Genomic DNA, 25,738 nt, shown 5'->3' with positions numbered 1-25,738 from the left:
AAACCTTTTCTGCGTATGATTTAAAGTTACTTAACCTTAAAACCCAAAAAATTATGTCTAAATTAAGCATTTATGAAAACAAGTGGACCGATCTTGTTTTCGAGAACAAAAACAAGGAATACGGCGCGTACCAATTACGCCAAGAAAATTCTAAAAATTCTGTTACAGCTCTCTTTATGGGTTTATTGTTATTAACGGCTTTAGGGAGTGCATCTGCACTTATTAGCAAATTTAATTCCTCAGTAGTTCCAGTCGAGCCAGAACCAATGATTTACGACCCGATAACGCCCGTAAACATTGACCCTACTGTTGTGCCACCACCGCCAGCACCACCTGCACCGATTGTAGAACAAACTGCTGCAAGTCAAACAGATGCGATTCAATTAACCAATCCTGTTGTTGCAAGAACTCAAGACGCTGTACAGGAGATCGCGCCTAATACAGAAAATGCACCAGTTGTTGAAAACGCTACCGGAACAGGAACTTCGATAAATGTATTACCTACAACGGGAGGCGGAGGAGGAAATGGTGACGCTGCTTCAGTTGCACCACCAAGCAATGAACCTGTTTCAACAGCTATATTGGATAAACTTCCTGAATTTCCGGGCGGAATTGCTCAGTTCTACAAGTATGTTGGAAACAATTTCCGCAGACCAGAACTTGACGTAGAAAAAACACTAAGAGTGTATGTTTCTTTTGTGGTTGAAAAAGATGGATCACTTACAGACATTATTGTAAAGAATGATCCTGGTTATGGAATGGGGAAAGAAGCCATTAGAGTTTTAAAATCATTAAAAACAAAATGGGCTCCTGGAATTCTAGACGGAAAACCAGTTAGAACTGCATACAATCTTCCTATCACAATAAAAACAGAAGTCGAATAATATAAATATTTTGAAAAGTGAAAGAAGCAGGACTTAGGTTCTGCTTTTTTGTTACATTTAATTCCTAAATCAAAACTAAAAATCAACTAAATGCCTTTCACTTTTTCGCATCCTGCAATAATTCTTCCTTTGAGATATTTACCAAAATCATGGTTCTCTCTAACAGCATTAGTAATTGGAAGCCTAACACCAGATTTTGAATATTTTTTGCGTATGAGAGTTAAAAGCGATTACAGCCACACTCTAAATGGTATTTTTTGGTTCGATTTACCTCTTGCTCTTTTATTGACTTTTCTTTTTCATAATCTTGCTAGAAATCTATTATTTCAAAATCTTCCTTCATTTATCAGAAGTCGAATTTTGATTTTTACAGATTTCAACTGGAATGTTTATTTTAAAAGAAATTGGCTTATCATCTTAATCTCTTTACTTATTGGAATATTTTCTCATATTTTGTGGGATGCCTTTACCCATAAACACGGCTATTTTGTGAATCAAATTGAAACTTTGAAAAGCACGATAGCAATCTTTGGAACAGAAATTCCATTCTGGAAAACAGCTCAACATTTAAGCACTTTGATCGGCAGCATTATCCTATTGACAACTTTCTTTAGATTGCCAATAACAAGCAATTCCACAAATTCAATTACTAAATTATATTGGAGTTCTGTGATTTTATTTACAACAGCAATTTTATTCATGCGATTTACAATAGATCCAAAAGCTTTAAACTTTGGGAATTTAGTTGTCACTTTTATCGCCTCTTTTTTAATTGCAATAACAATAATTCCATTCACAATTAAATTCAAATCGATTCAGAAAAATTAACAAAATCCACTACATTTACTCCTTCAAAACGGAAATCATTTTAACTAAATTAAAACAAAGTAATGGGAATATTTTCAGCTATTCTTGGCAATGCAGGTTCTGTAAGTCAAGAAGATTTAATTAAAAAATACGGGCAGCTTTTAACAGCAAATGAAGAAATCGAAATGGGTTTTAAACTTATTCGCGACACTTTCATTTTCACGAACAAAAGATTAATCTTAGTAGATGTGCAAGGAATTACAGGAAGCAAAACTGAATACAAATCTATTGCTTACAAAAACATCACAAGATTCAGTGTAGAAACTGCAGGAACATTTGATCTAGATGCAGAATTAAAAATCTGGATTTCTAGCGAACAACAGCCAAGCATTGTAAAACAATTCAATAAATCCGTTAATGTTTATGAAGTGCAAAAGATTCTTGCTTTTCATGTACTAGGATAAAAAAAAACAAACCCAGCAAATAGAAATTGCTGGGTTTTATAATTTAAGAAACAACTCTTATTTCTTTTTTGTGGCAGTTGTTTTCTTTGTGGTTGTCTTTTTTGCAACTGGAGCTGTATTTACAATTTTTTGCTGTACATACGGTTTATATAAACCATCTTTTTCTGCTCTTTTTTTGGCATCGTCAGCCCTTTTCTTTGAATCTGGATGCGAGCTCATCATTTGGTCAATAAATGAAGCCTCAGAACCTTCACTCATTTTTGCTAAAATTCTAAACGCAGATTCTTCAGCATTTACATCGTAACCATTTTTCTTCATGAAATTGTAAGCAAATAAATCTGCTTCCGATTCTTGTTTACGGCTATACTTGCTGTCAATAATTGCACTTCCAATTTTTCCAAGTTGGCTGTCTGTAACTGTTGCCACAGTTGCCGATTGAGAAGCTGCTCCATCCATTAATGCTTCTTTCTGATAAGCCGCACGAATTGCATCTCTAGAATCGTTGTTTGCTACGTGTCCAATCTCGTGCCCGATTACAGCGATTAATTCATTATCGTCCATGATATCCATTAATCCTGAATAGACACGAACGCTTCCGTCTGCGGTTGCAAAAGCATTTACTTCTTTTAATTTATATACTTTATAATTTAAAGTAAATCCGTCTCCCGATGCATGTTTTCCAAAAACACGATTTAGTCGTATTGCATAACCATCAGTTGGTCCAGCAATTTCATGCTCTGCATCTAATTTAGCTACCGCTTCTTTAGATAATTTTGCTGCATCGGCATTACTAAAAGTAAAACCAGTGACCCCTTTTTGAACTGCCCCAATTGCTTTATCTCCAAAATTAATCTGTGCAGTCATTTTAGTTAAACCAAATGCTGTAAATAAAAGTCCTACTATTATAAATTTCTTTTTCATATTTTTTATAATTACAATTTAACAACAAATGTAGCATAACAAAATGCTATTTTAAATTCACACAAAACTTGTTTTTCAACAAATAAAGATATAACATTTTTATGAGCTGATAATCAACTATAACCGATTTTGATTCTATACTAAAAAAGCAAAAACCGGCCAATTATTAGATTTACCGGTTTGTATTCTGCAGCGTTTATTTCTTCTTTGCGGTACTTGTTTTCTTTGTTGCTGCAGTTGTTTTCTTTGCTGCTGTTACTGGAACTGTATTTACAATTTTCTGTTGCTCATATGCATGATACAATCCATCTTTTGTTGCTCTTTTTTTGGCCTCGTCAGCTCTTTTTCCAGAATCAGGATGAGAGCTCATCATTTTAGTCATAAAAGATGCCTCCGCTCCTTCGCTTAAATTTTGAAGAATTCGAAAAGCCGACTCTACAGCATTCACATCGTAACCATTTCTTTTCATGAAATCATAAGAGAAATTATCCGCCTCAGATTCTTGTTTTCTGCTATGTTTGCTATCAATCATAGCGCTTCCTATTTGCCCTAATTGAGATTGGGTAAGAGTTTCTACTTTTCCTGATTGAGACGACGCAACATCTAATAAAGCATCTTTTTTATAAGCTGCTTTTATAGCATCTCTTGTATCATGATTAACAACATGTCCGATTTCGTGACCAATAACAGCAAGCAACTGGTTATCATCCATAATATCCATTAAACCTGCAAACACACGAACACTTCCGTCTGCACATGCAAAAGCATTAATATCTTTCACTAAATACACTTTATAATTTAAAGTAACTCCTTCGCTTGTAGTATGTTTCCCAAATAAACGGTCTAAACGAATTGAATATCCATTTTTTGGATCTGCAACAGGATTGTTTGCATCCAATTCTGCAATAGATTGTTTTGCTAAAGCCGCAGCGTCTGCATCACTAAAAGTAAATCCTGAAACGCCTTTTCCTAAAGCTCCCATAGTTTTATCTGAAAGTATTTGTGCATTTGTTTTGGTGAGGCTCAAAATTGCAAATAAAGCTCCTAATACAATAATTCTCTTTTTCATGGTTTTAAAACTGTTAAATTAACAGCAAAATTAGTATTGCATGAATTTTGCAAGTTCCCAAGAAGCCAAATTTGTAACAGATTAAGACCGAACTTTTATATTCCACAAAAACCAAATAAAACATTAAAACATCAGACATAAACCAAAAAAAGCAACCGAAAAATACACTTAAATCAATTTATTAACACTTGATTTATATTATCCTCAATATCTTCTATAAATATGATATGTAAAGGAAAAGCAAATAAACGTCTCAAAATAAACTACATTCCGTATCTTTGTACTTTGAACATTGATATATGGAAACAGTCGCTGAAAATACACAAACCACAAAACCAAAGTGGTTAAAAGTAAAATTACCTATCGGACAAAAATATACTGAACTTAGAGGTTTAGTTGATAAATATAGTTTAAATACCATTTGTACTTCTGGAAGCTGCCCAAATATGGGAGAATGCTGGGGTGAAGGAACAGCGACTTTTATGATTTTAGGAAATGTCTGCACGCGTTCTTGCGGTTTCTGCGGGGTAAAAACCGGAAGACCTGAAACGGTAGATTGGGACGAACCTGAAAAAGTAGCGCGTTCTATTAAGATTATGAATATCAAACATGCTGTCATTACAAGTGTTGACAGAGATGATTTGAAAGATGGAGGCTCTATCATTTGGATGGAAACTGTGAGAGCTATTCGTAGAATGAATCCTCAAACTACTCTTGAAACTTTAATTCCAGATTTTCAAGGAATTGAAAGAAACATAGACCGTATTGTAGAAGCAAACCCTGAAGTGGTTTCTCATAACATGGAAACAGTGCGACGTTTAACTCGCGAAGTTCGTATTCAGGCAAAATATGACAGAAGTTTGGAAGTGCTTCGTTATCTGAAAGAAAAAGGAATCAACAGAACCAAATCTGGAATTATGCTTGGTCTTGGAGAAACTGAAGAAGAAGTTTTTCAGACGATGAGAGATTTAAAAAATGCAAATGTTGACGTGGTAACAATTGGGCAGTATTTACAGCCGAGTAAAAAACATCTTCCTGTAAAAGAATTTATTACGCCTGAACAATTCGCCAGATATGAACAATTTGGTCTTGAATTAGGTTTCAGACATGTAGAAAGCGGACCTCTTGTTCGTTCTTCATACAAAGCACAAAAACATATTTTATAAATTTTTAAGTTAATCGTTTAATCGTAGAGACGTTTAACGGTTTGAAAACAATTAAGCGATTAACCAATTAAACGAATAAACCAAATAATTGAAAACAAGAATTGCTATTAATGGATTTGGAAGAATTGGAAGAAATTTATTCCGATTGCTTTTAAATCACCCTGAAATTGAAGTCGTTGCTATAAATGACATTGCTGACAACAAAACCATGTCACATTTAATTAAATATGACAGTATTCATGGGGTTTTGCCATATGAAGTAAGTCATGACGAAAATAGCATCATTGTAGACGGAAGGCATTTTTTCTTTTTTCACGAAAAAAGTATTTCAAATTTAGATTGGAAATCACACTCGATTGATATTGTTATCGAATCGACTGGAAAGTATAAAACGCATGAAGAACTAAATGCGCATCTTGAAGCTGGAGCAAAAAAAGTAATTCTTTCTGCTCCATCAGAAGTGGATACTATAAAAACAGTAGTTCTTGGAGTAAACGAACATATTTTGGATGGGAGCGAAAATATAGTTTCAAATGCAAGCTGCACCACAAACAATGCTGCTCCAATGATTAAAATCATTGAAGAATTGTGTGGAATTGAACAAGCTTACATTACGACTATACATTCTTTTACCACCGACCAAAGCCTTCACGACCAGCCACATAAGGATTTGAGACGTGCAAGAGGCGCCAGTCAATCGATTGTTCCAACAACTACAGGTGCAGCTAAGGCATTAACAAAAATTTTTCCTAAATTGCATAATAAAATGGGTGGCTGTGGTATTAGAGTCCCAGTTCCAGACGGTTCATTAACAGACATAACCTTCAATGTAAAACGAGCTGTTAGCATTGAAGAAATAAACAAAGCATTTAAACAAGCCTCAAAAACAAATTTAAAAGGAATATTAGATTATACCGAAGATCCAATTGTTTCGGTTGATGTAATTGGCAACACACATTCTTGTTTATTTGATGCTCAGTTAACTTCGGTTATCGACAAAATGGTAAAAGTTGTAGGCTGGTATGATAATGAGATTGGCTATTCATCAAGATTGATTGATTTAATTTTACTGATAAGAAAATAATAAGATTCATTGTAAAAGCATTGCCATACATGAAATACTGTCTTTTTATTGTTGTTTGTTTTTTTAACTCGCTTTTGTATTCTCAAGCCAAAAAGAATACGGATAGCTTGACCTATTATAACAAGCTGGCCAATTCTAATCTGAGCAATAAAAAGTACAATCAAGCTATTTTTTACACAGAAAAGTCTATTAATTTCTGTGAAGAAAATGGCAAAAAAGAGAATTTGGCCAATCAGACTTTTAAGCTTGGTAAAATTTACTACAATCAGGGAAAATTTGAAGATGCATTAAAAAATTTCCATAAAACAGTTTCTTTATTTGACACCTTAAAACCTAGCTGTACAAAAGTTTTAGCTCTGCATTATATCGGCGCAGCCAACACGGCCACAGGTGATTATAAAACAGCTGCCGTATATTACACAAAAGCTGCAGATCTACTAAAAGAACTGAACATCAATGACAATGCTGGAATTTTAGATTACCAGAAAGCCTTGGCATTTAAGACCAATAACGATCTTAAATCGGCAGCAAGAACTTTTAAGACTATTATTAAAAAACCTGACAATACTGCCAATATAAAAACCAAAATAGATGCATATTATCAGCTTGGCTTAATTGAAAGCCAGCTTAAAAGAAATGATTCAACTATAATATATTTTAACAAAGCCTTAGATTACAACGCTAAAATCAATGATCTTCCCAAAAAAGCAAAAATCGTTTTAGCAATAAGCCAATACTACAAACAGAATAAAAATTATGATTTGGCGTATTCGTATCTAGACGAACATTATCAGCTGGAAAATTATCTTCTAAAACTAAAAAACGCCAAAATTGATTTGGACGAATATGAAAAATTCAAAAAAAATCAATCTTTAAGCAATAGCATAAAAAAAGAAAGTGAAGAAAAATTTCAGCTCAAAACCTATCGTTATTCTAAGTTAGTCAGCATTTTGGCAATTGCCTTGATTTCGATTCTATCTCTATTGAGTTTGGCTTTGTACAAAAACAATATCATAAGAAACCAAAACAATTTACTGCTTCGCGAGAAAAACAAAGAATTAATTTTAGCAAAAAATAAAGCAGAAAAAGCATCAAAAGCCAGATCTGAATTTTTATCGACAGTAAGTCATGAACTCCGGACACCGTTGAATGCCATTAACGGAATTACTCATATCCTGCTTGAAGATAAACCAAAGAAAAAACAATTAAAATACTTAGAATCTTTAAAGTTCTCCGGTAATTATTTGACCACTTTTATCAATGAAATTTTAGAAATTAATAAAATTGATTCGACTAAAGCTGAAGTTGAAAATATCAGCTTTAATTTGAAAGAATTGCTTTTTAACATTCAAAGTTCGTTAAAAGAACTGGCGACAGCCAACAAAAATTACTTCAATTTAGAAATAGACAAAGCGATTCCAGACAATTTAATTGGAGACCCTACAAAACTATCTCAGATTATCCTTAACTTAATCAACAATGCTTTAAAATTTACCCAAAACGGACATGTAAATGTAATTGCCAAATTATATTCGCAAGAAGAAGATAATGCAACAGTATATTTCGAAATTGTTGATACCGGGATAGGAATTCCAGAAGACAAGCTTCAATCTGTCTTTGAAAGCTTTTCTCAAGGTTCTATAGAAGTAAACAGAAAATATGGAGGAACAGGCCTTGGCCTTACTATTGTAAAAAAATTAATAGAACTTTTAGGAGGCGAGATAAAACTAAAAAGTGAAGTAGGTAAAGGCTCTACTTTTACCTTCAAATTAAATTTCAAAATTAACAACGAACCATTGGAAGTAATCGAAGAAGTAAAACCATATAATGACAAACAATTGAAAAATAAATCTATTTTATTGATCGAGGACAACAAAATCAATCAGATGATTACTCGTAAAATGCTCGAAAACAAAAACATTACCTGTGAGATTGTTGACAATGGAGAAGATGCTGTTGAGCTTTTAAAAATTAAGCGATTTGACATGATTTTAATGGATGTCCATCTTCCTGGTATTAATGGAACTACAGCAACCAAATTGATTCGCGAATTTGACAAAGCGACTCCAATTATAGCTTTGACAGCAATTTCGCTTGACGAAAACCGCGATATGCTTCTTTCTTTTGGAATGGATGATGTAATTACAAAACCTTTTGTTCCAGACGATTTCTATAGCACTATTGCTAAGTTTTTTAATTAGCTAAGGTTCTAAGTTTTCTTTTACATACTCTAAAATCGTAGTATCGAAGTCTTGCTGATGGTTAATGAAAGAGCTTTTTATTGGCAGATAATATAATTGATCAATCAATTCGGAGTCTTTCAAGCGAACATAATCTTTCTCAGTTGTAATGATTTTTCTTCCGTTTGCTTTGCGTAGAATTGAATCTAAATCTGCATCAGAAAAATGATGATGATCTGGAAAAGTAAGACATTCGTCACTCTCATTTTTTAAATAATCAAAAAACGGTTTTGGTTTTGCAATTCCAGCCAGCAACAATTTTGATTCTGATTTAATTTCGTTGACAGCAATTTTTTCATTTTTACCGAAAATAACCATATCATAATCTATAAAAGTAAAAAAGACTTGCTGTGCAGCATTTAACTTCAATTTCAATCTAATTTTTGTCTGCTCTTCTTCAGTCAATATTTTAGGGCATTTTGTTACCACAACAATATTGGCTCTTTCTGCTCCGCTCCTGCTTTCCCTCAAATTTCCTGTTGGAAGCATAAAATCATCCGCATACAAATCTCCATAAGAAGTCAGCAGAATATAAAAACCAGCCTTTACTTTTCTATGCTGATAGGCATCATCCAGCAAAATAATTTCAGGCTTTTCATCTTTCGAAAGCAATTGCTGAATTCCGTTTGTACGATTAGCATCTACGGCCACCATTACATTTGGAAATTTCTGATGAAACTGAAAAGGTTCGTCTCCCAGAATTTCAGCGTTTGAATTTTCATTAGCCAAAACAAAACCTTCCGATTTTCTTTTATAGCCACGGCTTAAAGTTGCGACTTTATATTTATCCGATAATAATCGAATCAAGTATTCTATCTGCGGCGTTTTTCCAGTTCCGCCCACGCTCAAATTTCCAACAGCAATAACAGGAAGATCAAATGAGGTCGATTTTAAAATTCCTTTATCAAAAAGAAAATTGCGGATTGAAGTAATGAATCCGTATAAAATAGCAAATGGGAAAAGTAATTTTCGAAGTAAGTTCATTTTACGAAAGTATAATTTTTTTCGTTAATTTGTTTTAGGTTTTGCACAAGTCAAACAACTTGAAACCTGAAACCTAAAACTTGAAACAAAAACTCAAAATGAAAATCAAAAATATTATATCGGTTCTTGAAGAAATGGCTCCTTTGGCTTACGCTGAAGATTTTGACAATGTCGGGCTTTTAGTTGGAGATTCCGAAACTGAATGCACGGGAGTTTTAGTCTGTCATGATGCGTTAGAAAATGTAATTGATGAAGCTGTTGCAAAAAACTGTAATCTTGTAGTTTGTTTTCATCCTATATTATTCTCTGGCATAAAAAAAATCACTGGGAAAAATTATGTTGAACGTGCAATTTTGAAAGCCATCAAAAATGATATTGCCATTTTTGCCGTCCACACCGCTCTTGATAATCATTCGCAAGGAGTCAATAAAATTTTCTGCGATGCTCTAGGATTGACAAATACAAAAATATTAGTTCCTAAAAATAATTTCATCCAAAAACTAGTCACTTATACTGTTCCAGAAAATGCCGATAAGGTTAGAAATGCAATGTTTGAAGCCGGAGCAGGAACAATTGGAAATTATGAAAACTGCAGTTTTAACTCTGAAGGAACTGGAACTTACAAAGGAAATGCAAATAGCAATCCTGTAATTGGCGAAAGACATGAATTGACCAAAACTCAAGAAATAAAAATTGAAGTTACATTTGAAAAACACTTGCAATCCAGAATTTTAAAAGCGCTTTTTGCCAATCATATTTACGAAGAAGTAGCATATGAAATTTACAATCTCGAAAATTCGCACCAAAATATTGGTTTAGGAATGATTGGTGAATTTGAAAATGAAATGGACGAAAAAGACTTTCTTCGCTTTGTAAAAGATAAAATGATTGCCGACGGAATTCGTCATTCTGCTTTTTTAGGCAAAAAAATAAAAAAAGTAGCTGTCTTAGGAGGCTCTGGAAGTTTTGCCATCAGAAATGCGATAAGCGCAGGAGCTGATGCTTTTTTGACAGCTGATTTAAAATATCATCAATTTTATGAAGCCGAAAACAAGTTGCTTTTGGCAGATATTGGTCATTTTGAGAGTGAACGCTATACAAAAAATTATATTGTTGATTATCTTCGAAAAAAAATTCTTAATTTTGCAATCATTTTATCGGAAGAAAATACAAATCCAGTTAAGTACTTATAAAATATGACGAATACGAAAGAATTAAGTGTTGAGGACAAGTTAAGAGCAATATACGATTTACAGCTTATTGACTCTAGAATTGACGAAATCAGAAACGTTAGAGGAGAACTTCCTTTAGAGGTTGAAGATTTAGAAGATGAAGTTGCAGGTTTGAGCACTCGTTCAGAAAAACTGAAAGGTGAACTTGAAGTGATTGAGGAGCAAATCAAAGCAAAGAAAATTGCTATTGAGGAGCATAAAGAGGTTATTAAAAAGTACACTAAACAACAAGAATCAGTACGTAACAACAGAGAATTTAATTCTTTGACCAAAGAAGTTGAATTTCAAGAATTAGAAATTCAATTGGCCGAAAAGCAAATCAAAGAAATGAAAGCTTCTATCGAGCACAAAAAAGAAGTTATTTCTAATTTAAAAGAAAAACTTGACGCTAAGAGCTCTCATTTAAAACATAAAAAATCTGAATTAGACGCTATTATGGCTGAAACTCAGAAAGAAGAAGCATTCTTAACTGAAAAGTCTGCTGAATTTGCTGCACAAATCGAAGAAAGATTATTAGCAGCTTACAACAGAATCAGAAGCAGTGTTCGTAACGGATTAGCTGTAGTTTCTATCGAAAGAGGAGCTTCTGCTGGATCTTTCTTTACAATTCCACCTCAAACTCAGGTTGAAATTGCGTCAAGAAAGAAAATCATCACTGATGAGCACTCTGGAAGAATTTTAGTTGATACGCAATTAGCTGAAGAAGAAAAAGAAAAAATGGAACAATTGTTCGCAAAATTCTAAATATCAAGTCCCGATTAAATCGGGACTTTTTTTTTGCTTTTATTTTTGCTGTAATTCCACTAATTATCACTATTTACTTTTTTTATCTATTAATACTGAGAATAAAAATTCGTGCTCATTTGTGTAATTCGTGACAGACCTTTTTTTTACCTTTAGAAAAAAATTTAAGTTTTGGGAATTAAAAAAGGCATTCGTTTTATCACATTAAAATCAGTTGGATCTTATATTAACTTTTTGAGTTACGTGCGTCCACAAAAGGCTATGGAACTTTCTTATGCTCTTTTTAGCCAGCCACGAATTGGGCGATTAAAAAAAGAAGAGCTTCCAAAAGTTTTGCGACATGCTGAAACAGAAATATTTCATCATAACGAACATCATTTTCAAACTTATGTTTGGAAAGGAAATGAAACTAAGATTCTTTTAGTCCACGGTTGGGAAAGCAATGCTGCACGCTGGAAAAAAACTTTGCCTCATCTTCAAAAATCTGGCAGCACAATAATTGCCATTGATGCGCCTGCACATGGACAAAGCAGCGGAAAAGAATTTAATGTGCCGCTTTATGCCGAATTCATCAATAAAGCGGTAGAAAAATATCAACCCGAAATTATTATTGGACATTCTATTGGCGGCGCTGCTTGTGTCTATCATCAATACTTATTTCCGAATACAAGCATTAACAAAATGGTTATTCTTGGCGCTCCTTCTGACTTAAAGACTTTGATTGATAATTATATTTCGATGCTTAGTTTGAATAGAAGAATGCTACCTCTTTTGGAAAGCAAATTCATAAATCGATTTAATTTTAAATTAGAAGACTTTTCGGGACAAAAATTCGCATCAGAAATTACTATTCCTGGTTTCATTGCTCATGATACTTCAGACAAAATTGTTGCTTTCGCAGAAGGAAAAAAAATAGCGCAAGGTTGGAAAAACAGTCAATTTATTGAAACTAGCGGTTTAGGTCACGGTATGCATGATGATGATTTGTATAATAAAGTGATTGAGTTTCTTTTTAAAGGTTCTGAGCCACTAACTCGCTAAGACACAAAGTTTTTTTCAAATCCAAAATCTACAATTAAAATGATAGCTGTAATTTTTGAAGTTATTCCTAATGAAGGAAAAAAAGAAGAATATCTGGATATCGCAGCGAGTCTGCGTCCGGAATTAGATAATATTGAAGGATTTATTTCGATAGAACGATTTCAAAGTCTCTCCGATTCTTCAAAAGTGTTGTCTTTATCTTTTTGGCGAGATGAGGAAAGCATTCAGCAATGGCGAAATCTTGAAATGCATCGTGCCGCACAAGCAAAAGGAAGAAATGAAGTTTTTAAAGATTATCATTTAAGAATTGCATCTGTAGTTCGTGATTACGGAATGTTCGACAGAAAAGAAACTCCAGAAGATAGTTCCATTTTTCATGATTCGTAGAAAAAAGATGCTAAGATTCTAAGTTTCTAAGTTTTTTCTAAAATCTAAAGTCTAAAATCTAAAGTCTGAGATCTAAAGTCTGAAATCTAAAATTCTAAGAAGTCTAAACTTTTAGCTACTTTTGCAGTATGGAAGAAAATTTAAAACGTCTTAATAAATTTATTGCTGAAACGGGCTTTTGTTCTCGTCGCGAAGCCGATAAATTAATTGAAGAAGGACGCGTAACAATAAATGGTGCTGTGCCGGAAATGGGAACGAAAGTTTCGCCAGAGGATGAAGTGCGCGTTGACGGAAAATTAATCGTTGAGAAAAACGAAAAAATGATCTATTTGGCATTCAATAAACCTGTCGGAATTGAATGCACGACCAATCTTGAAGTAAAAAATAATATTGTTGATTATATTAATTATCCTAAACGAATTTTCCCGATTGGAAGATTGGATAAAGCCAGTGAAGGTTTGATTTTTATGACCAATGATGGTGATATTGTAAACAAGATTCTTCGCGCTAGAAATAACCACGAAAAAGAATATACAGTTACGGTAAACAAACCGATCACTGAACGTTTTATTCAGAGAATGGGAAATGGAGTTCCGATTTTAGATACGGTTACTAAAAAATGTAAAGTCGAGCAGATCAGCAAATACACTTTTAAGATTATACTAACTCAGGGATTAAACCGTCAGATTAGAAGAATGTCTGAATACTTAGGTTATGAAGTTACGGCCTTAAAACGTATTAGAATCATTAATATCTCTTTGGACGTTCCGGTTGGCCGTTATCGTGAATTAACCGATGCTGAAATAAAAGAATTAAATCAGTTAATTGAACCATCGAGTAAAACGGAAGAAGCTAGTTTTCCTAAAGTTGAAAGTTCGGCTTCAAGCGCAACTCCAACTAGAAGAAAAGCATTTATTTCAAAACACGATCCTCGATTTAAAAAAAGAGGTGATAATAAATAAAGAAAATCCCATTCGTTTAATATGAATGGGATTTTTTGTTATTTCTTTTCTTTATCCAAAAACTCATAATACAAAGCTTTTGACAAAAAACTTGAGTTTTGATAATTCAAAATCAATTCTTCTCTTACTGCTTCTACATATTTTCCATCCAGATTATTCTTTTGTAAATATTCACGACGAGCATCATCGTTGAAATTCAAACCGCTTAAAAAAACTGGCTCTACTCCTTTGTTCACTGAAATATTATAATTGGTAATAAGACTTCCCCAATTTACATAACTGCACAAAAGAATTGTTCCGTAGAAATACCAAACCATCTGATTGAAAAGATAAGCGTTCGTTTTTTGTTTTCTTATCTTTTGAAATGAAACTACTAATCCGATAACAGCTAAAATTAAAAAAGCATAAACTCCAAGACGTTTGTATGTTAGGCCATAAAAAGAAACATACTCTGTATTCTTAACCATAGCACTCACAATTAAAACCACATTTAAAACAAGCCAGGTTTTTGCCAAATTCTTTAAAGTTTTGGCTTTTTCATCAAAATTGAATCCGCCTTTAAAATAAAACAAGATTACTCCAACAGCCATAAGGATAGAAAAAATTACAGCATTTACGCGTTCGTGGGTATCTGCGCTTAAGTTTGTTTTTTCTACAACTTCGAAGAATTGCTCATAATTGTAAGTTCCAATAAAAACTAAAAGCATAATATTCAAGAGAAACAATGTGATTTCGCCACTTTTCCTTTCGAAGTCCAAATCAAGAAATGAAAATGTGTTTCGGTTTTTAACTTCAGAAACATTTGTGAAATCATTATTCAATTTTGGATTGAATTCATAACAAGCATCTGGAACCCAATAATTCCAAAAACTGAACGAGATATAAAACCCTAAAATACACATTGCAATTAATTGCGGCAGATTGATATCTAACTCATAATCTGTAAATAATGAAGAGAAATGATCGCTTCCGAAAGAGTAAACGATAAAAAACAATCCTAAAAATAGCACTGGAATAACCACAAATGCTATTAGCTTTTTGGCAAAATCGTTGTGGATTTTTCGTTCAGGAAGCCATTGCTCAAAAATAAAAATGCGTCCTATTGAAGTAAATCCATTTAAAAATATGAGTGGAAAGATCTGTATGATTTTGAGCTCGCCATCCTGCGTTTTAAATTGCAAAAACAGAATTGATAATGCTAAAGCAAAAAACGATGCTGCATCTCCATACCAAGCAAAAGCAAAACATGACAGAATAGAAGTCATTACCAAAATAAGGTGTGATCTGTCTACAAGCTTTTCTTGAAAGAAATAGCTAATTAAAAGCGTTAGCAAAACGCCAAAAATAGAAATATTGATACCGACAGATTCATTGTAAAAAAGCAGTATAAAAACCGCTGTACATGCGAAGATAATTTGATGTTTTTTCATGATTTTAGTTTTTAAAAGTACTTTGCGATTCAAAGTTTTTGGATAAAAAATTTTAGTTTCTAAGATTTCATTAATTTTTCGAGGTAAGAAAGGTGCTCTTTGAACGCCGCGCGGCCAAGCGGTGTTACCTGATAAGATGTTTTTGGCTTTTTGCCCACAAATTCTTTCTTAATCTCGATATATTCAGATTTCTCCAATGCGGAAGAATGACTCGCTAAATTACCATCTGTGATATTCAAAAGCGTTTTCATCTCGGTAAAATCTACCCAGTCATTAACCATCAGAACGGACATAATGCCCAGTCTGACACGGCTTTCGAAATCTTTATTTAGTTTGTCAATAATTCCCATTCAATTATTTGTATTTTTTGAACATTACTAATCCGTATAAGATATGTAGGATCCCGAATCCAAGAATCCAGAAAATCAATCCATATCCGATATAGAAAAGAGCAATTAATCCTAAACAAAGTTCGCAGAAACCTAAATATTTTACATCAGAAAAAGTATATTTTTCTGCATTAATAAGTGCCAAACCATAAAACAGCAAAGTAGATGGCGCAACCAATCCGAAGTATCCGTGATACATCAAAGCCAGACAGAAAACCCCTCCTGCAAAAAGTGGAACGGTTAAATTGAAAAGCATTTTCTTCGTTGCAGATGTCCAAATTGGCAGATTGTATTTTCGGCTTTTTCTAATGGTGAAAAAGATTCCGAATGCAAATGCGCAAACTAAAATTCCAATCCCAATCCAGAATAATTCCGAAACCAAATTGGCAGAATACAATCTATGCTCGTCGGTCAAATAATCCATTCCATTTGCCTTGAACAACTGGTATACATAGATTCCACCAATTAAAGCCGAAAGACCCGCGAAAACTCCTGAAAGTCCGCTTAACGATATAAATCTTGAAGAGCGCTCCATCATGGAACGAATATGTGCTAAATCTTCTTGGTGCTTTTGATTCATAATTAAAGTACTTTGCAGTACAAAGTTATTATTTATTTTGAATTGGCAAGTAAAAAACGTGAAAAAATAATTGTTTTATATCTTAATCTGTACTCTGCCTTTTTAAATGTATAATCCCTACGGGATATTTTATGCGGGTATTAATAATTTTGGGTTACCAATATTTAACTCCTAGCGGAGTTATCTCGGAGAGATTAAATATTGGCGCGCAAATTAATTTAATATTTGCCTTTTTGCCTGCCAAAGCCTACCGATATTTCACTCCTAGCGGGATTATCTCGGAGAGATTAAATATTGGTAGAACAATAATTTACGTCGTTTTTTTGTCCCGTAGGGACTATATTTAAAAGATATCCAACAAGACCTAACAGGTTTTAAAAACCTGTTAGATCTCTCCGTAAAGTTGCGTGAGGGATAGTAGCAAGCTACCGAAGTAGCGCGGATAGCCCGACCCCGACCCGTTGAGAGGGCGAATAAGCGTAAAGTATATTTGCCCTCTCGATGGGTCGGGGTCACGCCCAAGATATAAAAACGAAAAAGCCCATTCTTAACGAGCAGGCTTTATATATTTAAAGTTTTAGAACCATCTTCTGCGTTTGAACAAAAAGACTCCAAAAGTGGATAGAATTATCGAAACTAAAAGTAAGATCCAGATGCCGTATTTGCTTTCTTCTAATCCGTTTGGGACGTTCATTCCGTACAAACTGGCGATTAGGGTTGGAATCATCAAAATGATTGAAATTGATGTCATTTGCTTCATGATGTTATTCATATTGTTTGAAATTACCGAAGCATAGGCATCCATCATTCCCGTCAAGATGTTGTTGTAAATGTTGGCTGTGTCTTGCGCCTGATTTAATTCGATTTCAACATCTTCCAGCAATTCCGGATCGTAACTAGCTTTGTGCGCTTTTAGATTTTTGATTCTTTGAAATAAAACGTCATTTGCTTTTAGTGACGTGATGAAGAATACAAAGCATTTTTCGATTTGTAGCAAGGCTTGCAATTCTTCGTTTTTGATTGATTTCTCTAAATTATCTTCTGCTAATTTTATTTTCTGGTTGATTTGTTTCAGGTATTTTAAATACCATACGCTTGAAGACAAAAGCAATCTTAAAACTAAATTGAAGTTATCTTCTATGTCAATGTTTTTGCGCTGTGAATAAGCCACAAAATCTTTTATGATTTCTGTTTTATAAAAACTGATTGTAACGCAGATATGGTCTTTAAAAATGATCCCGAGCGGAACGGTATGAAATGGAATTTTCACATCGCCGCTTTTAATAGGAATGCGCATGATAATAAGTGTCCAACCGTCTTCGATTTCGATACGAGGCCTTTCGTCGATATCCTCAATGTCATTGTAAAAAGCTTCAGGAATTTGAAGTTCTTCTAATAAATAATTTTTATCTGATTCTGTTGGAGATTCGATGTGAATCCAGCAATTTGAAGTCCATTTTTGGATTTCTACTAATCCGTTGTTGTTTGTGTAAAAGGCTTTCATTTCAAAATACAGGTTTTTAGCGCAGCATTTTGAAAATTTCAAAAGCTGCTTAATTTAATACTAACGAATAATAATAATCGTCCATTTGGAGAAGTGTTATTTTTAAAGCGCTGCAAAAGTATCCTTTATTTTTAAGACCCGAAACTTTAAACTATTAATTATATATTAAAATGGCTGTTTCTGTTAGATTTTTAAACACATAGAAACATAGATATTCTAAATGTAGAAAAGGCGCTTCACTTTTAGTAAATAAACATAGCTTGGCTATGTGAGAGAAATTTGTTTCTCTTTTATATTCTTTTTAGAAACCAATTCTATGTTTCTATGTGTTAGAAAAATTTAACACAATAAAAAAAGCCTGCTCGACAGAACAGGCTTTCATAATATTTAAAAAGAAATTATTGATTTCTTGCGCTTCTCATTTTTCTTGCTAAAAGTGTATTTTTAAGCAGCATTGCAATTGTCATTGGTCCTACTCCACCTGGAACTGGTGTAATGAACGATGCTTTTTTACTCACGCCGTCAAAATCAACGTCACCTTTAATAACATATCCTTTTGGGTTTGAAGCGTCGTCTACGCGAGTAATTCCAACGTCAATAACGGTTACTCCTTCTTTTACCATATCTGCTTTTAAAAATTCTGGAACTCCTAAAGCTGTAATGATAATATCTGCATTTTTGGTGAACTCTGCCAAGTCTTTAGTTCGACTGTGCGTTAATGTAACTGTAGAATCTCCTGGATTTCCTTTACGACTCATCAAGATGCTCATTGGACGCCCAACGATGTGGCTTCTTCCGATTACAACAGTATGTTTTCCTGAAGTCTCAACTTTATAACGCTCCAACAATTCCATAATTCCAAATGGTGTTGCTGGAATAAAACTTTCCATTTCCAAAGCCATTCTACCAAAGTTTGTTGGGTGGAATCCGTCAACATCTTTATCTGGATCGATTGCCAATAAAATTTTCTGCTCATCGATATGTTTTGGCAAAGGCAACTGAACGATGTATCCGTCTAGATTATCGTCTTCGTTCAATTCTTTGATTTTTGCTAAAAGCTCGTCTTCTGTAATCGTTTCTGGTAAAGCAACCAAAGTTGAATCAAAACCGATTTCTTGGCATGATTTTACTTTACTTCCCACGTAAGTTAAACTTGCTCCGTTGTTTCCCACTAAAACTGCTGCTAAATGAGGCACTTTTCCTCCCGCTGCTTTTATGGATTGAACTTCGGCTGCAATTTCGTTTTTAATGTCGTTAGATGTTTTTTTACCGTCTAGTAGCTGCATGTGTTGTGTTTATTTTGTTTCAAGTTTAAAGTTTCACGTTACTGGCGAAACTTAATAGTTATGTAATTAAAAAAGTTTCAAGTTTTGGCCCCTTAATTTGAAACCTTAAACTTGAAACTTTTTCTTATTTTATCTCGGCATTCCTCCTGGCATACCACCCGGCATCCCTTTCATACCTCCCATCATTTTCATCAGATTTTTTCCGCCTGGGCCCTGCATCATCTTCATCATCTTGCTCATTTGGTCAAACTGCTTCATCAGCTGATTTACTTGCTCGACTTTAGTTCCCGAACCTTTCGCGATTCTGGCTTTTCTTTTCACGTCGATAATGGCTGGTTTGCTTCTTTCAGCTGGCGTCATCGAATAAATGATCGCTTCGATATGTTTGAATGCGTCATCTTCAATTTCTACATCTTTCATGGCTTTTGAAGCTCCTGGTATCATTCCAACCAAGTCTTTCATGTTACCCATTTTCTTCACTTGCTGAATCTGCGTTAAGAAATCATCAAAACCAAATTCGTTTTTAGCGATTTTCTTTTGAAGTTTTCTTGCTTCTTCTTCGTCAAATTGCTCCTGAGCTCTTTCAACAAGAGACACAACGTCTCCCATTCCTAAGATTCTCTCAGCCATACGATCTGGGTAGAAAATGTCAATTGCTTCCATTTTCTCTCCTGTACCTACAAACTTGATTGGTTTGTTTACAACCGATTTGATTGAAAGCGCTGCTCCACCTCGAGTATCACCATCTAATTTCGTTAAGATAACTCCATCAAAATTCAAGATATCGTTGAAAGCTTTTGCTGTATTTACAGCGTCTTGTCCTGTCATAGAATCGACAACGAACAATGTTTCTTGAGGCTGAATTGCTTTGTGTACGCGAGCAATTTCGTCCATCATTTCCTGATCTACTGCTAAACGACCTGCTGTATCGACAATAACCACATTGAATCCGTTTGCTTTGGCGTGTTTGATTGCGTTTTGAGCAATCTCTACAGGATTTTTATTTTCTGGTTCTGAGTAAACCTCAACACCTATTTGATCTCCCACAACATGCAACTGATTGATCGCCGCAGGACGGTAGATATCACACGCTACAAGAAGTGGTTTCTTGTTTTTCTTTGTTTTTAAGAAATTAGCTAATTTTCCTGAGAAAGTAGTTTTACCAGAACCTTGAAGTCCTGACATTAAAATAACCGTTGGATTTCCTGATAAGTTAACACCAGCAACATCTCCACCCATCAATTCTGTCAACTCATCTTTTACCAGTTTTACTAATAATTGTCCTGGCTGTAATGTTGTCAATACATCTTGACCAATTGCTTTATCTTTTACTCTTGCTGTAAAATCTTTAGCAATTTTAAAGTTAACATCGGCATCAAGTAATGCACGACGAACTTCTTTTAAGGTATCAGCAACGTTTACTTCTGTAATTTTACCATGCCCTTTTAATATATGGAACGCTTTATCTAACTTATCACTTAAATTATCAAACATATCATTTTCTTTATATGAAGTGCAAAGATAATCTAATTAGATATTTCAGGCAATTTATTTTTTAAGGTTCAAAGTGGCAAAGTAACAAAGGCGCAAAGTTTTTTCTTTGCTGCTAATTACACCAATTTCACTGATTATTTCTCTCGCAGATTTACCAGATGATTCAGATTTCTATTTTAAATAATTAAAAATTTAAATCTGCTAAAATCTGCAGAATCTGCGCGAAATAAATCTTTTTAATCCTTTTAATCTGTGCAAAAAGAAAAAAGGCGCAAAGAATAAAACCTTTGCGCCTTTGTAACTATGTTCCTTTGAACCTTTATTTTAGAATTGAAAGTAAATGAAAGGCTGTGAACCGGCTACTGCTGTCGCATAAACAATCCAATAAACGAATCCTAAGATTATTGCTTTTATTAGTAATGGCGTTTTGTCGAAAACAGATTTCATTCCGTTTGTGAAAGTTTCTGGCAAGAAATGCCAAACATAACCAAACAACATTAATCCGAAAACATTTTTATATCCAAGAACAATTGTTTTCCAAAGTTCTGGTTCGAAAGTCAATTGTCCGATATTATTAATTACTTGTAATGCTGTTTCAAAATCTCTTGCTCGGAAAAAGATCCAACAGAAAACTACAAAGTGAAATGTAATTACGATTGAGAAAAATCTCCATAAGAAATTCGGGCTTTTATCTTTTTTAGAAGGAAAGAATTCCATGAAAATTTTATGAACCGCTAAAGCTAATCCGTGAAGTGCTCCCCAAACAATAAACTGCGCTCCTGCTCCGTGCCACAATCCTCCTAAAAGCATTGTAGTAAACAGGTTGAAATTGGTTACTAAAGTTTGTTTTATTTTGCTTGACAGTAAAAACGACAAAGCGAAAATTAAAATACTGATTCCTGCAATGACAAGCGGAATTACACTTTCATTATAACAAGACATTCCCCAAAGCAATAATCCGAAGAAGAATAAACTTGGAAATAAATATCCTGCAAAAGATCCATTACGATTTCCTCCAATAGAAATATATAAAAAGTCTTTTAACCAAGTCGAAAGCGAAATGTGCCATCTTCTCCAGAAATCGGTAATCGAAGTTGATTTATACGGTGTTCTAAAGTTGACCGGCAATTTAAATCCAAGCAGTAATGCAATACCAATTGCCATATCTGAATATCCTGAGAAATCGCAGTAAATCTGAATAGCATATCCGTATGATGCCATTAAGTTTTCGAAAGAAGTATAACTCATTGGCGTATCAAAAACACGATCAACAAAGTTTACCGAGATATAATTTGAGATTACGGTTTTCTTTATTAAACCTCCAATAATCAAAAACAAGGCATTGTTTACGTCTTGTTTTGTCAAATTTAATTTTTGATAAATCTGAGGAAGAAAATCTTTTGCACGTACAATTGGCCCGGCAACTAATTGCGGGAAAAACGAAACGAAGAATAAATATTCGATGTAGTTTTTTGTCGGTTTGATTTCTTCTCTGTAAATCTCAATAATATAACTCATCGATTGGAACGTATAAAACGAAATTCCAACAGGAAGAAAAACATTATGCAGTTCAAAATTACCATGAAACATATCGTTGTATGTCACAATCAAAAAGTTCATGTATTTGAAATAGCCCAAAAGCGCCAAATTCAAAATAACACTTATCACCAAGTAAAATTTCTTAACGCTGTCTCTGCTTTCTCTGTAAATAATTTGGCTCAAACCATAGTCTACAACCGATGAAAGCAATAGAAGAAGGAAGTAAATTCCACTTGATTTATAGTAAAAGAACAATGAGAAGAGGATAACATACGTTAATCTCAAATAAAATGTTTTGCGTAAAAAACCATACACAAAATAGAAAACCAAAAATAAACCTAAGAATAAACCGGTATTAAATAAAAGTTTTTCGTCTTCATTATAAACGAACCAACTTTTAACTTGTTCTATTGTAATTGCACCAAAGTTTTGAATGAACCAATTATTAATGCTCTCTATTGTCGTCAACTTACTTCTTTAATTTAAAATTATCGTATGATCTTAAAATCGCTTGAGTAAACAAATCTCCTTGTTTCTCGTATCCTTTTTTTGAATAATGAACCCAATCTGGCCCAATTAATCCTTGCACTTTTAATTGTCTGATTCCGCTCATGCCTCCAAATTCGTCGTACAAATCCCAAACCGCAAGACCATCTTTCTGAGCTATATCTATGATTTGTCTCGCATAATTATCAATATAAGTATTGGGCTTTCTTCTCAGCAATGATGGCGGAGGTGTCATTACAATTATCGGTGCATCTATTTTTTGTGCTCTGATATTATTGATAAATTCTCGTAATTCTTTAATATAATTTTCCGAATCCAGATGATCATAGCTTTCATTTGTTCCCAGTGAAAAAACCAGAAGATCGGGATGCAATGATTTCAATTGTTCAAAGAATAATGGATATTTATTGTAATCTGAATATTTAGCTCCGTTTACTCCAATTCCACTATAAATAATACCAGGTGCATCTTTTTCTAAAACAATTCCGTTTAACTCATAATCCTTTGCGTCTTTGTTAGGAATCAAAAATATTCGGCTTAAAGCATTTTCCGAGTTGTAATAATGCGAAAAAGAATCTGATTCGATTGCTAACGGAACAAACTCTGACATTGAAATGGTCTTTGCTCTTGTTTCGTTTGTGGCAATTTTTAATGTTCTTCCTGTACGAATATTATTCCCTTTTAAACGATTGTCTCTTTTAATTTCAGCAATTGAAACATTGTATTTGTCTGCAATGGTCCCAAGTACTTCGCCTTTTTTAATCTTATGGGTAATAACTCTTCGCTCGGTTGTCTGAATAGAATTGATTTTAGACGAAATTGCCAAATCGAACATATTCTGATTCTGGGGCGTAATAATTTTTATTGTATTGAATTTATACGCTGGATCTTTAACATTCATTTCCAGAACAAATCCGCCAGAATCTCTCCAAAGGCCAATTCCGCTTATCCCAATCGGGCATTGTTTAAATGGGTGAATATTTCTATAGCTTTCCCAAGTTCTGTTAGATCGAAAACGTTCGTTGTAAGATCCATTTGTTTTGGCCAATTGATATGGAAATACTAAACCACGCCCAGCATTACCAAACCTCTGCTGCAATTTTTTTCTGATTTCATTGGTCATCAAATCGCCTTGAATATGCGAATCGCCAATATGCACAATATTGATTTTTTGATTCTTCTGATCTTCGTTTTTTTCTAGTTTTTCAAAAAAATCGCTTATCGCTTTTGCGTTATAAATCTGGCCATCAGAAGGAGCATCAATTGCTGCTGTATCCACTTTTTGAATCATACTTTTGGGTGTTGGCTGTACGTCTGTTTTAGGAGTTTTATCATTTGTTGTAAAAAAAAGACAACAAAAGAAAACCATAAGTTTATTTATCATACACTATCTTTTGTTACTGAAATAGAATCGGGTCTGGCTCTTTTTACTGGTTTTGGCTTAGTCCCTTCAGCATCTCTTTTTTGTCTGAGTACTTTATATTCTTCGTATCCTTTATTCAATTGTCCGTAAAGCAAATTACCAATTGCTTTTGCGCCACGCTGGTTAAAGTGCGTATAATCTTTATTTGCTTTTGCCGGAGTTTCGTCAACCCACTTTATCATAGAGCCGTCTCCACCCATCAAAGTATATAAGTTTACAAACCCTGCATGAGTTTCTAAAGCATAATGTTTTTGCGCTTTCATTAAAGGAACTACCGCTGAATCGGTTTTCATTTCCAAATCATATTTTGTCGATTTATCAGCAGTTGAAACGATTAAAATTGAAACACCAGGAAACGATTCTTTAATTTTATTAACGGTCTTTGTCATTCCTCTTTCATACCAAGAATAATTTTTAGTTCCGTAATTTAAAACGTTGGTTCCGTAATGAAGGATAACCAAGTCATATTTCAAACTATTATTGAAAGCTCTCATTACATCAGCATTGAACATCGAAATCGGAAGTCCTGAATTTCCTCTCTGAGAAAAATTATCTACGTGAACTCCGCTTCCATTATCAAAATTAAAACCGTAAATCGGAATTGAATCTGCCTGAACAAAATTAGCTTTAAAAGCTTTTAAACTTCCCGATGAAACTTTTAACGTGTTTACTAAATTATTTGGAGAAAGGCTTTTCTTAATTGTATCTTTTCCGATAATGAAATTCACTTTTCCTGTTTTAGTAGCACGCCCATAAAACAATGTGGCGTTATCTAAAGAAGTTGAATATTTGTTCAATCCAGCTTCGTACTGAACCCAAGTCGGATTAGATTTATCATTTGCAAAAAACACATGTCCGTTAACTCCGAAAGGACTTGTCGGTCTTTTTACATTTAAGTAAGATTGCGTTTTCCAGTTTTTAGAATAAGTTGATTTTACAGAACCTCTCGAAGCAGCAGATTCTGAAGTAATAGGAACAAATCCAACTCCATTTCCTCCAAAACGTTCTTGATAATTGGTACGAACATCTTGAACGATTAAATCGCCATCGGTCATAGAATCTCCATAATAAGCGATTCTAACTTTGTTCTGCGGATTTTTCTCTAACTGATACAGTTTCTCGTAAAAAGAAATCAGGTATTGATATCCTTTATAATTTTCGAATGTTTCAGCAGGAAATTCAATTCCTTCGGTTTCATCAAAAACAATTTTCTGCTGATTCAGTTCTCTTTCACTTTCAGCAATACTGTCTTTGTCTATAGAAAGAGAATCTTCTGCCACAGATTCTAAAAGCAGACTGTCTATTAATATATTTTTAGAATCTAACTTACTCTCAGAAAATATTTTGTCTGGAAGGATTTGTTTGAATCCAATAAAAGCAACCAATGCCAAAGCAACAATCGCAAAAGACTGAAAAAAATAAGATTTTGTGTTCACTTAATAATTATAAAAAATATGAAGGACTGCATTCAAAAATTAAACCAATTCAATAATGTTTAATCTACAGCAGAAAAAATTTGTGCAAAGATAGAATAACATTTTGTTTCTATTTCATTTTAACAAGAAAGTAGAACAAAAAAAAGAGGTTAGAAAATTCTAACC

General features: G+C 33.8%; 23 protein-coding genes. 11 read left to right on the top strand and 12 right to left on the bottom strand.

All coding sequences use genetic code 11. The annotated features are described in order from the left end of the window. The first annotated feature begins 53 nt into the window (after positions 1–53). From BB050_RS11325 to BB050_RS11315, 3 genes are all read left to right on the top strand, one after another. Positions 54–884: an energy transducer TonB gene (locus BB050_RS11325; RefSeq protein WP_066033643.1), complete on the top strand. Its 831-nt coding sequence runs from the start codon at positions 54–56 to the stop codon at positions 882–884. Between the two features lie 90 nt (positions 885–974). Further along, on the top strand, positions 975–1,712 hold the full coding sequence (locus BB050_RS11320; RefSeq protein ID WP_066033642.1) for a DUF4184 family protein: 738 nt from the start codon (positions 975–977) through the stop codon (positions 1,710–1,712). A 62-nt stretch (positions 1,713–1,774) separates the two neighbouring features. Next, positions 1,775–2,155, top strand: a complete 381-nt coding sequence (locus BB050_RS11315; RefSeq protein ID WP_008464535.1) for a PH domain-containing protein — start codon at positions 1,775–1,777, stop codon at positions 2,153–2,155. A 57-nt stretch (positions 2,156–2,212) separates the two neighbouring features. Here the strand turns inward: BB050_RS11315 and BB050_RS11310 are convergent, their stop codons facing one another. Then, positions 2,213–3,076, bottom strand: coding sequence for a M48 family metalloprotease (locus tag BB050_RS11310; protein WP_066033641.1), 864 nt, complete (start codon positions 3,074–3,076; stop codon positions 2,213–2,215). Positions 3,077–3,272: 196 nt separating this feature from the next. Further along, positions 3,273–4,145: a M48 family metalloprotease gene (locus tag BB050_RS11305; protein ID WP_066033640.1), complete on the bottom strand. Its 873-nt coding sequence runs from the start codon at positions 4,143–4,145 to the stop codon at positions 3,273–3,275. 299 nt (positions 4,146–4,444) lie between these two features. Here BB050_RS11305 and lipA point away from each other — a divergent pair, with 299 nt between their 5' ends. The 3 genes from lipA to BB050_RS11290 all read left to right on the top strand — a co-directional run bounded on the left by lipA (position 4,445) and on the right by BB050_RS11290 (position 8,596). Continuing rightward, on the top strand, positions 4,445–5,311 hold the full coding sequence (lipA, locus tag BB050_RS11300; RefSeq protein WP_008464530.1) for a lipoyl synthase: 867 nt from the start codon (positions 4,445–4,447) through the stop codon (positions 5,309–5,311). Positions 5,312–5,399: 88 nt separating this feature from the next. Continuing rightward, complete coding sequence (gap, locus tag BB050_RS11295) at positions 5,400–6,395, top strand: type I glyceraldehyde-3-phosphate dehydrogenase (protein ID WP_008464529.1); 996 nt, start codon at positions 5,400–5,402, stop codon at positions 6,393–6,395. 29 nt (positions 6,396–6,424) lie between these two features. After that, positions 6,425–8,596: a tetratricopeptide repeat-containing hybrid sensor histidine kinase/response regulator gene (locus tag BB050_RS11290; RefSeq protein WP_066033639.1), complete on the top strand. Its 2,172-nt coding sequence runs from the start codon at positions 6,425–6,427 to the stop codon at positions 8,594–8,596. Here the strand turns inward: BB050_RS11290 and lpxK are convergent, their stop codons facing one another. Further along, entirely contained in the window at positions 8,597–9,619 is a 1,023-nt protein-coding gene (gene lpxK, locus BB050_RS11285; protein WP_066033638.1) for a tetraacyldisaccharide 4'-kinase, read from the bottom strand. It abuts the gene before it with no gap. A gap of 98 nt (positions 9,620–9,717) precedes the next feature. On the opposite strand from lpxK, the gene BB050_RS11280 reads away from it, so the two are divergent. From BB050_RS11280 to rluF, 5 genes are all read left to right on the top strand, one after another. Further along, entirely contained in the window at positions 9,718–10,812 is a 1,095-nt protein-coding gene (locus BB050_RS11280) for a Nif3-like dinuclear metal center hexameric protein (protein WP_008464526.1), read from the top strand. Between the two features lie 3 nt (positions 10,813–10,815). Beyond that, entirely contained in the window at positions 10,816–11,595 is a 780-nt protein-coding gene (locus tag BB050_RS11275) for a zinc ribbon domain-containing protein (RefSeq protein ID WP_008464525.1), read from the top strand. A gap of 171 nt (positions 11,596–11,766) precedes the next feature. After that, positions 11,767–12,636: an alpha/beta fold hydrolase gene (locus BB050_RS11270; RefSeq protein ID WP_066033637.1), complete on the top strand. Its 870-nt coding sequence runs from the start codon at positions 11,767–11,769 to the stop codon at positions 12,634–12,636. Between the two features lie 39 nt (positions 12,637–12,675). Next, entirely contained in the window at positions 12,676–13,023 is a 348-nt protein-coding gene (locus tag BB050_RS11265; RefSeq protein WP_066033636.1) for an antibiotic biosynthesis monooxygenase family protein, read from the top strand. 128 nt (positions 13,024–13,151) lie between these two features. Continuing rightward, positions 13,152–13,985 carry a 23S rRNA pseudouridine(2604) synthase RluF gene (gene rluF / locus BB050_RS11260; RefSeq protein ID WP_066033635.1) on the top strand — a complete coding sequence of 278 codons (834 nt, stop codon included), beginning with the start codon at positions 13,152–13,154 and terminating at the stop codon, positions 13,983–13,985. 38 nt (positions 13,986–14,023) lie between these two features. Here the strand turns inward: rluF and BB050_RS11255 are convergent, their stop codons facing one another. The 9 genes from BB050_RS11255 to BB050_RS11215 all read right to left on the bottom strand — a co-directional run bounded on the left by BB050_RS11255 (position 14,024) and on the right by BB050_RS11215 (position 25,573). Then, positions 14,024–15,415 (bottom strand): DUF4153 domain-containing protein, encoded by a 1,392-nt coding sequence (locus tag BB050_RS11255; protein WP_066033634.1) that lies wholly within the window; start codon positions 15,413–15,415, stop codon positions 14,024–14,026. 59 nt (positions 15,416–15,474) lie between these two features. Then, complete coding sequence (locus BB050_RS11250; protein WP_008464519.1) at positions 15,475–15,765, bottom strand: winged helix-turn-helix domain-containing protein; 291 nt, start codon at positions 15,763–15,765, stop codon at positions 15,475–15,477. A gap of 4 nt (positions 15,766–15,769) precedes the next feature. Continuing rightward, the gene (locus BB050_RS11245) at positions 15,770–16,384 is read right to left on the bottom strand and encodes a hypothetical protein (protein ID WP_066033633.1); all 615 of its coding nucleotides are present in this window, start codon (positions 16,382–16,384) and stop codon (positions 15,770–15,772) included. A gap of 577 nt (positions 16,385–16,961) precedes the next feature. Continuing rightward, a complete protein-coding gene (locus BB050_RS11240; protein WP_008464514.1) occupies positions 16,962–17,888 on the bottom strand; it encodes a magnesium transporter CorA family protein in 927 nt (308 codons plus the stop codon). A gap of 398 nt (positions 17,889–18,286) precedes the next feature. Next, a complete protein-coding gene (locus BB050_RS11235; RefSeq protein ID WP_066033632.1) occupies positions 18,287–19,174 on the bottom strand; it encodes a bifunctional 5,10-methylenetetrahydrofolate dehydrogenase/5,10-methenyltetrahydrofolate cyclohydrolase in 888 nt (295 codons plus the stop codon). A gap of 129 nt (positions 19,175–19,303) precedes the next feature. Continuing rightward, positions 19,304–20,668 (bottom strand): signal recognition particle protein, encoded by a 1,365-nt coding sequence (ffh, locus tag BB050_RS11230; protein WP_066033631.1) that lies wholly within the window; start codon positions 20,666–20,668, stop codon positions 19,304–19,306. A gap of 324 nt (positions 20,669–20,992) precedes the next feature. After that, positions 20,993–22,675, bottom strand: a complete 1,683-nt coding sequence (locus BB050_RS11225; RefSeq protein ID WP_066033630.1) for an MBOAT family O-acyltransferase — start codon at positions 22,673–22,675, stop codon at positions 20,993–20,995. 1 nt (position 22,676) lies between these two features. Then, positions 22,677–24,098: a GDSL-type esterase/lipase family protein gene (locus tag BB050_RS11220; protein ID WP_066033629.1), complete on the bottom strand. Its 1,422-nt coding sequence runs from the start codon at positions 24,096–24,098 to the stop codon at positions 22,677–22,679. After that, positions 24,095–25,573, bottom strand: a complete 1,479-nt coding sequence (locus tag BB050_RS11215; RefSeq protein ID WP_066033628.1) for an SGNH/GDSL hydrolase family protein — start codon at positions 25,571–25,573, stop codon at positions 24,095–24,097. Before BB050_RS11215 ends, BB050_RS11220 begins: the two co-directional genes overlap by 4 nt. Between the last annotated feature and the right edge of the window lie 165 nt (positions 25,574–25,738).

Source organism: Flavobacterium anhuiense (assembly GCF_001705175.1).
Classification (GTDB): domain Bacteria; phylum Bacteroidota; class Bacteroidia; order Flavobacteriales; family Flavobacteriaceae; genus Flavobacterium; species Flavobacterium anhuiense.
The sequence above is the reverse complement of the archived record's forward strand: the minus strand, read 5'-3'. Positions and strand labels throughout refer to the sequence as shown.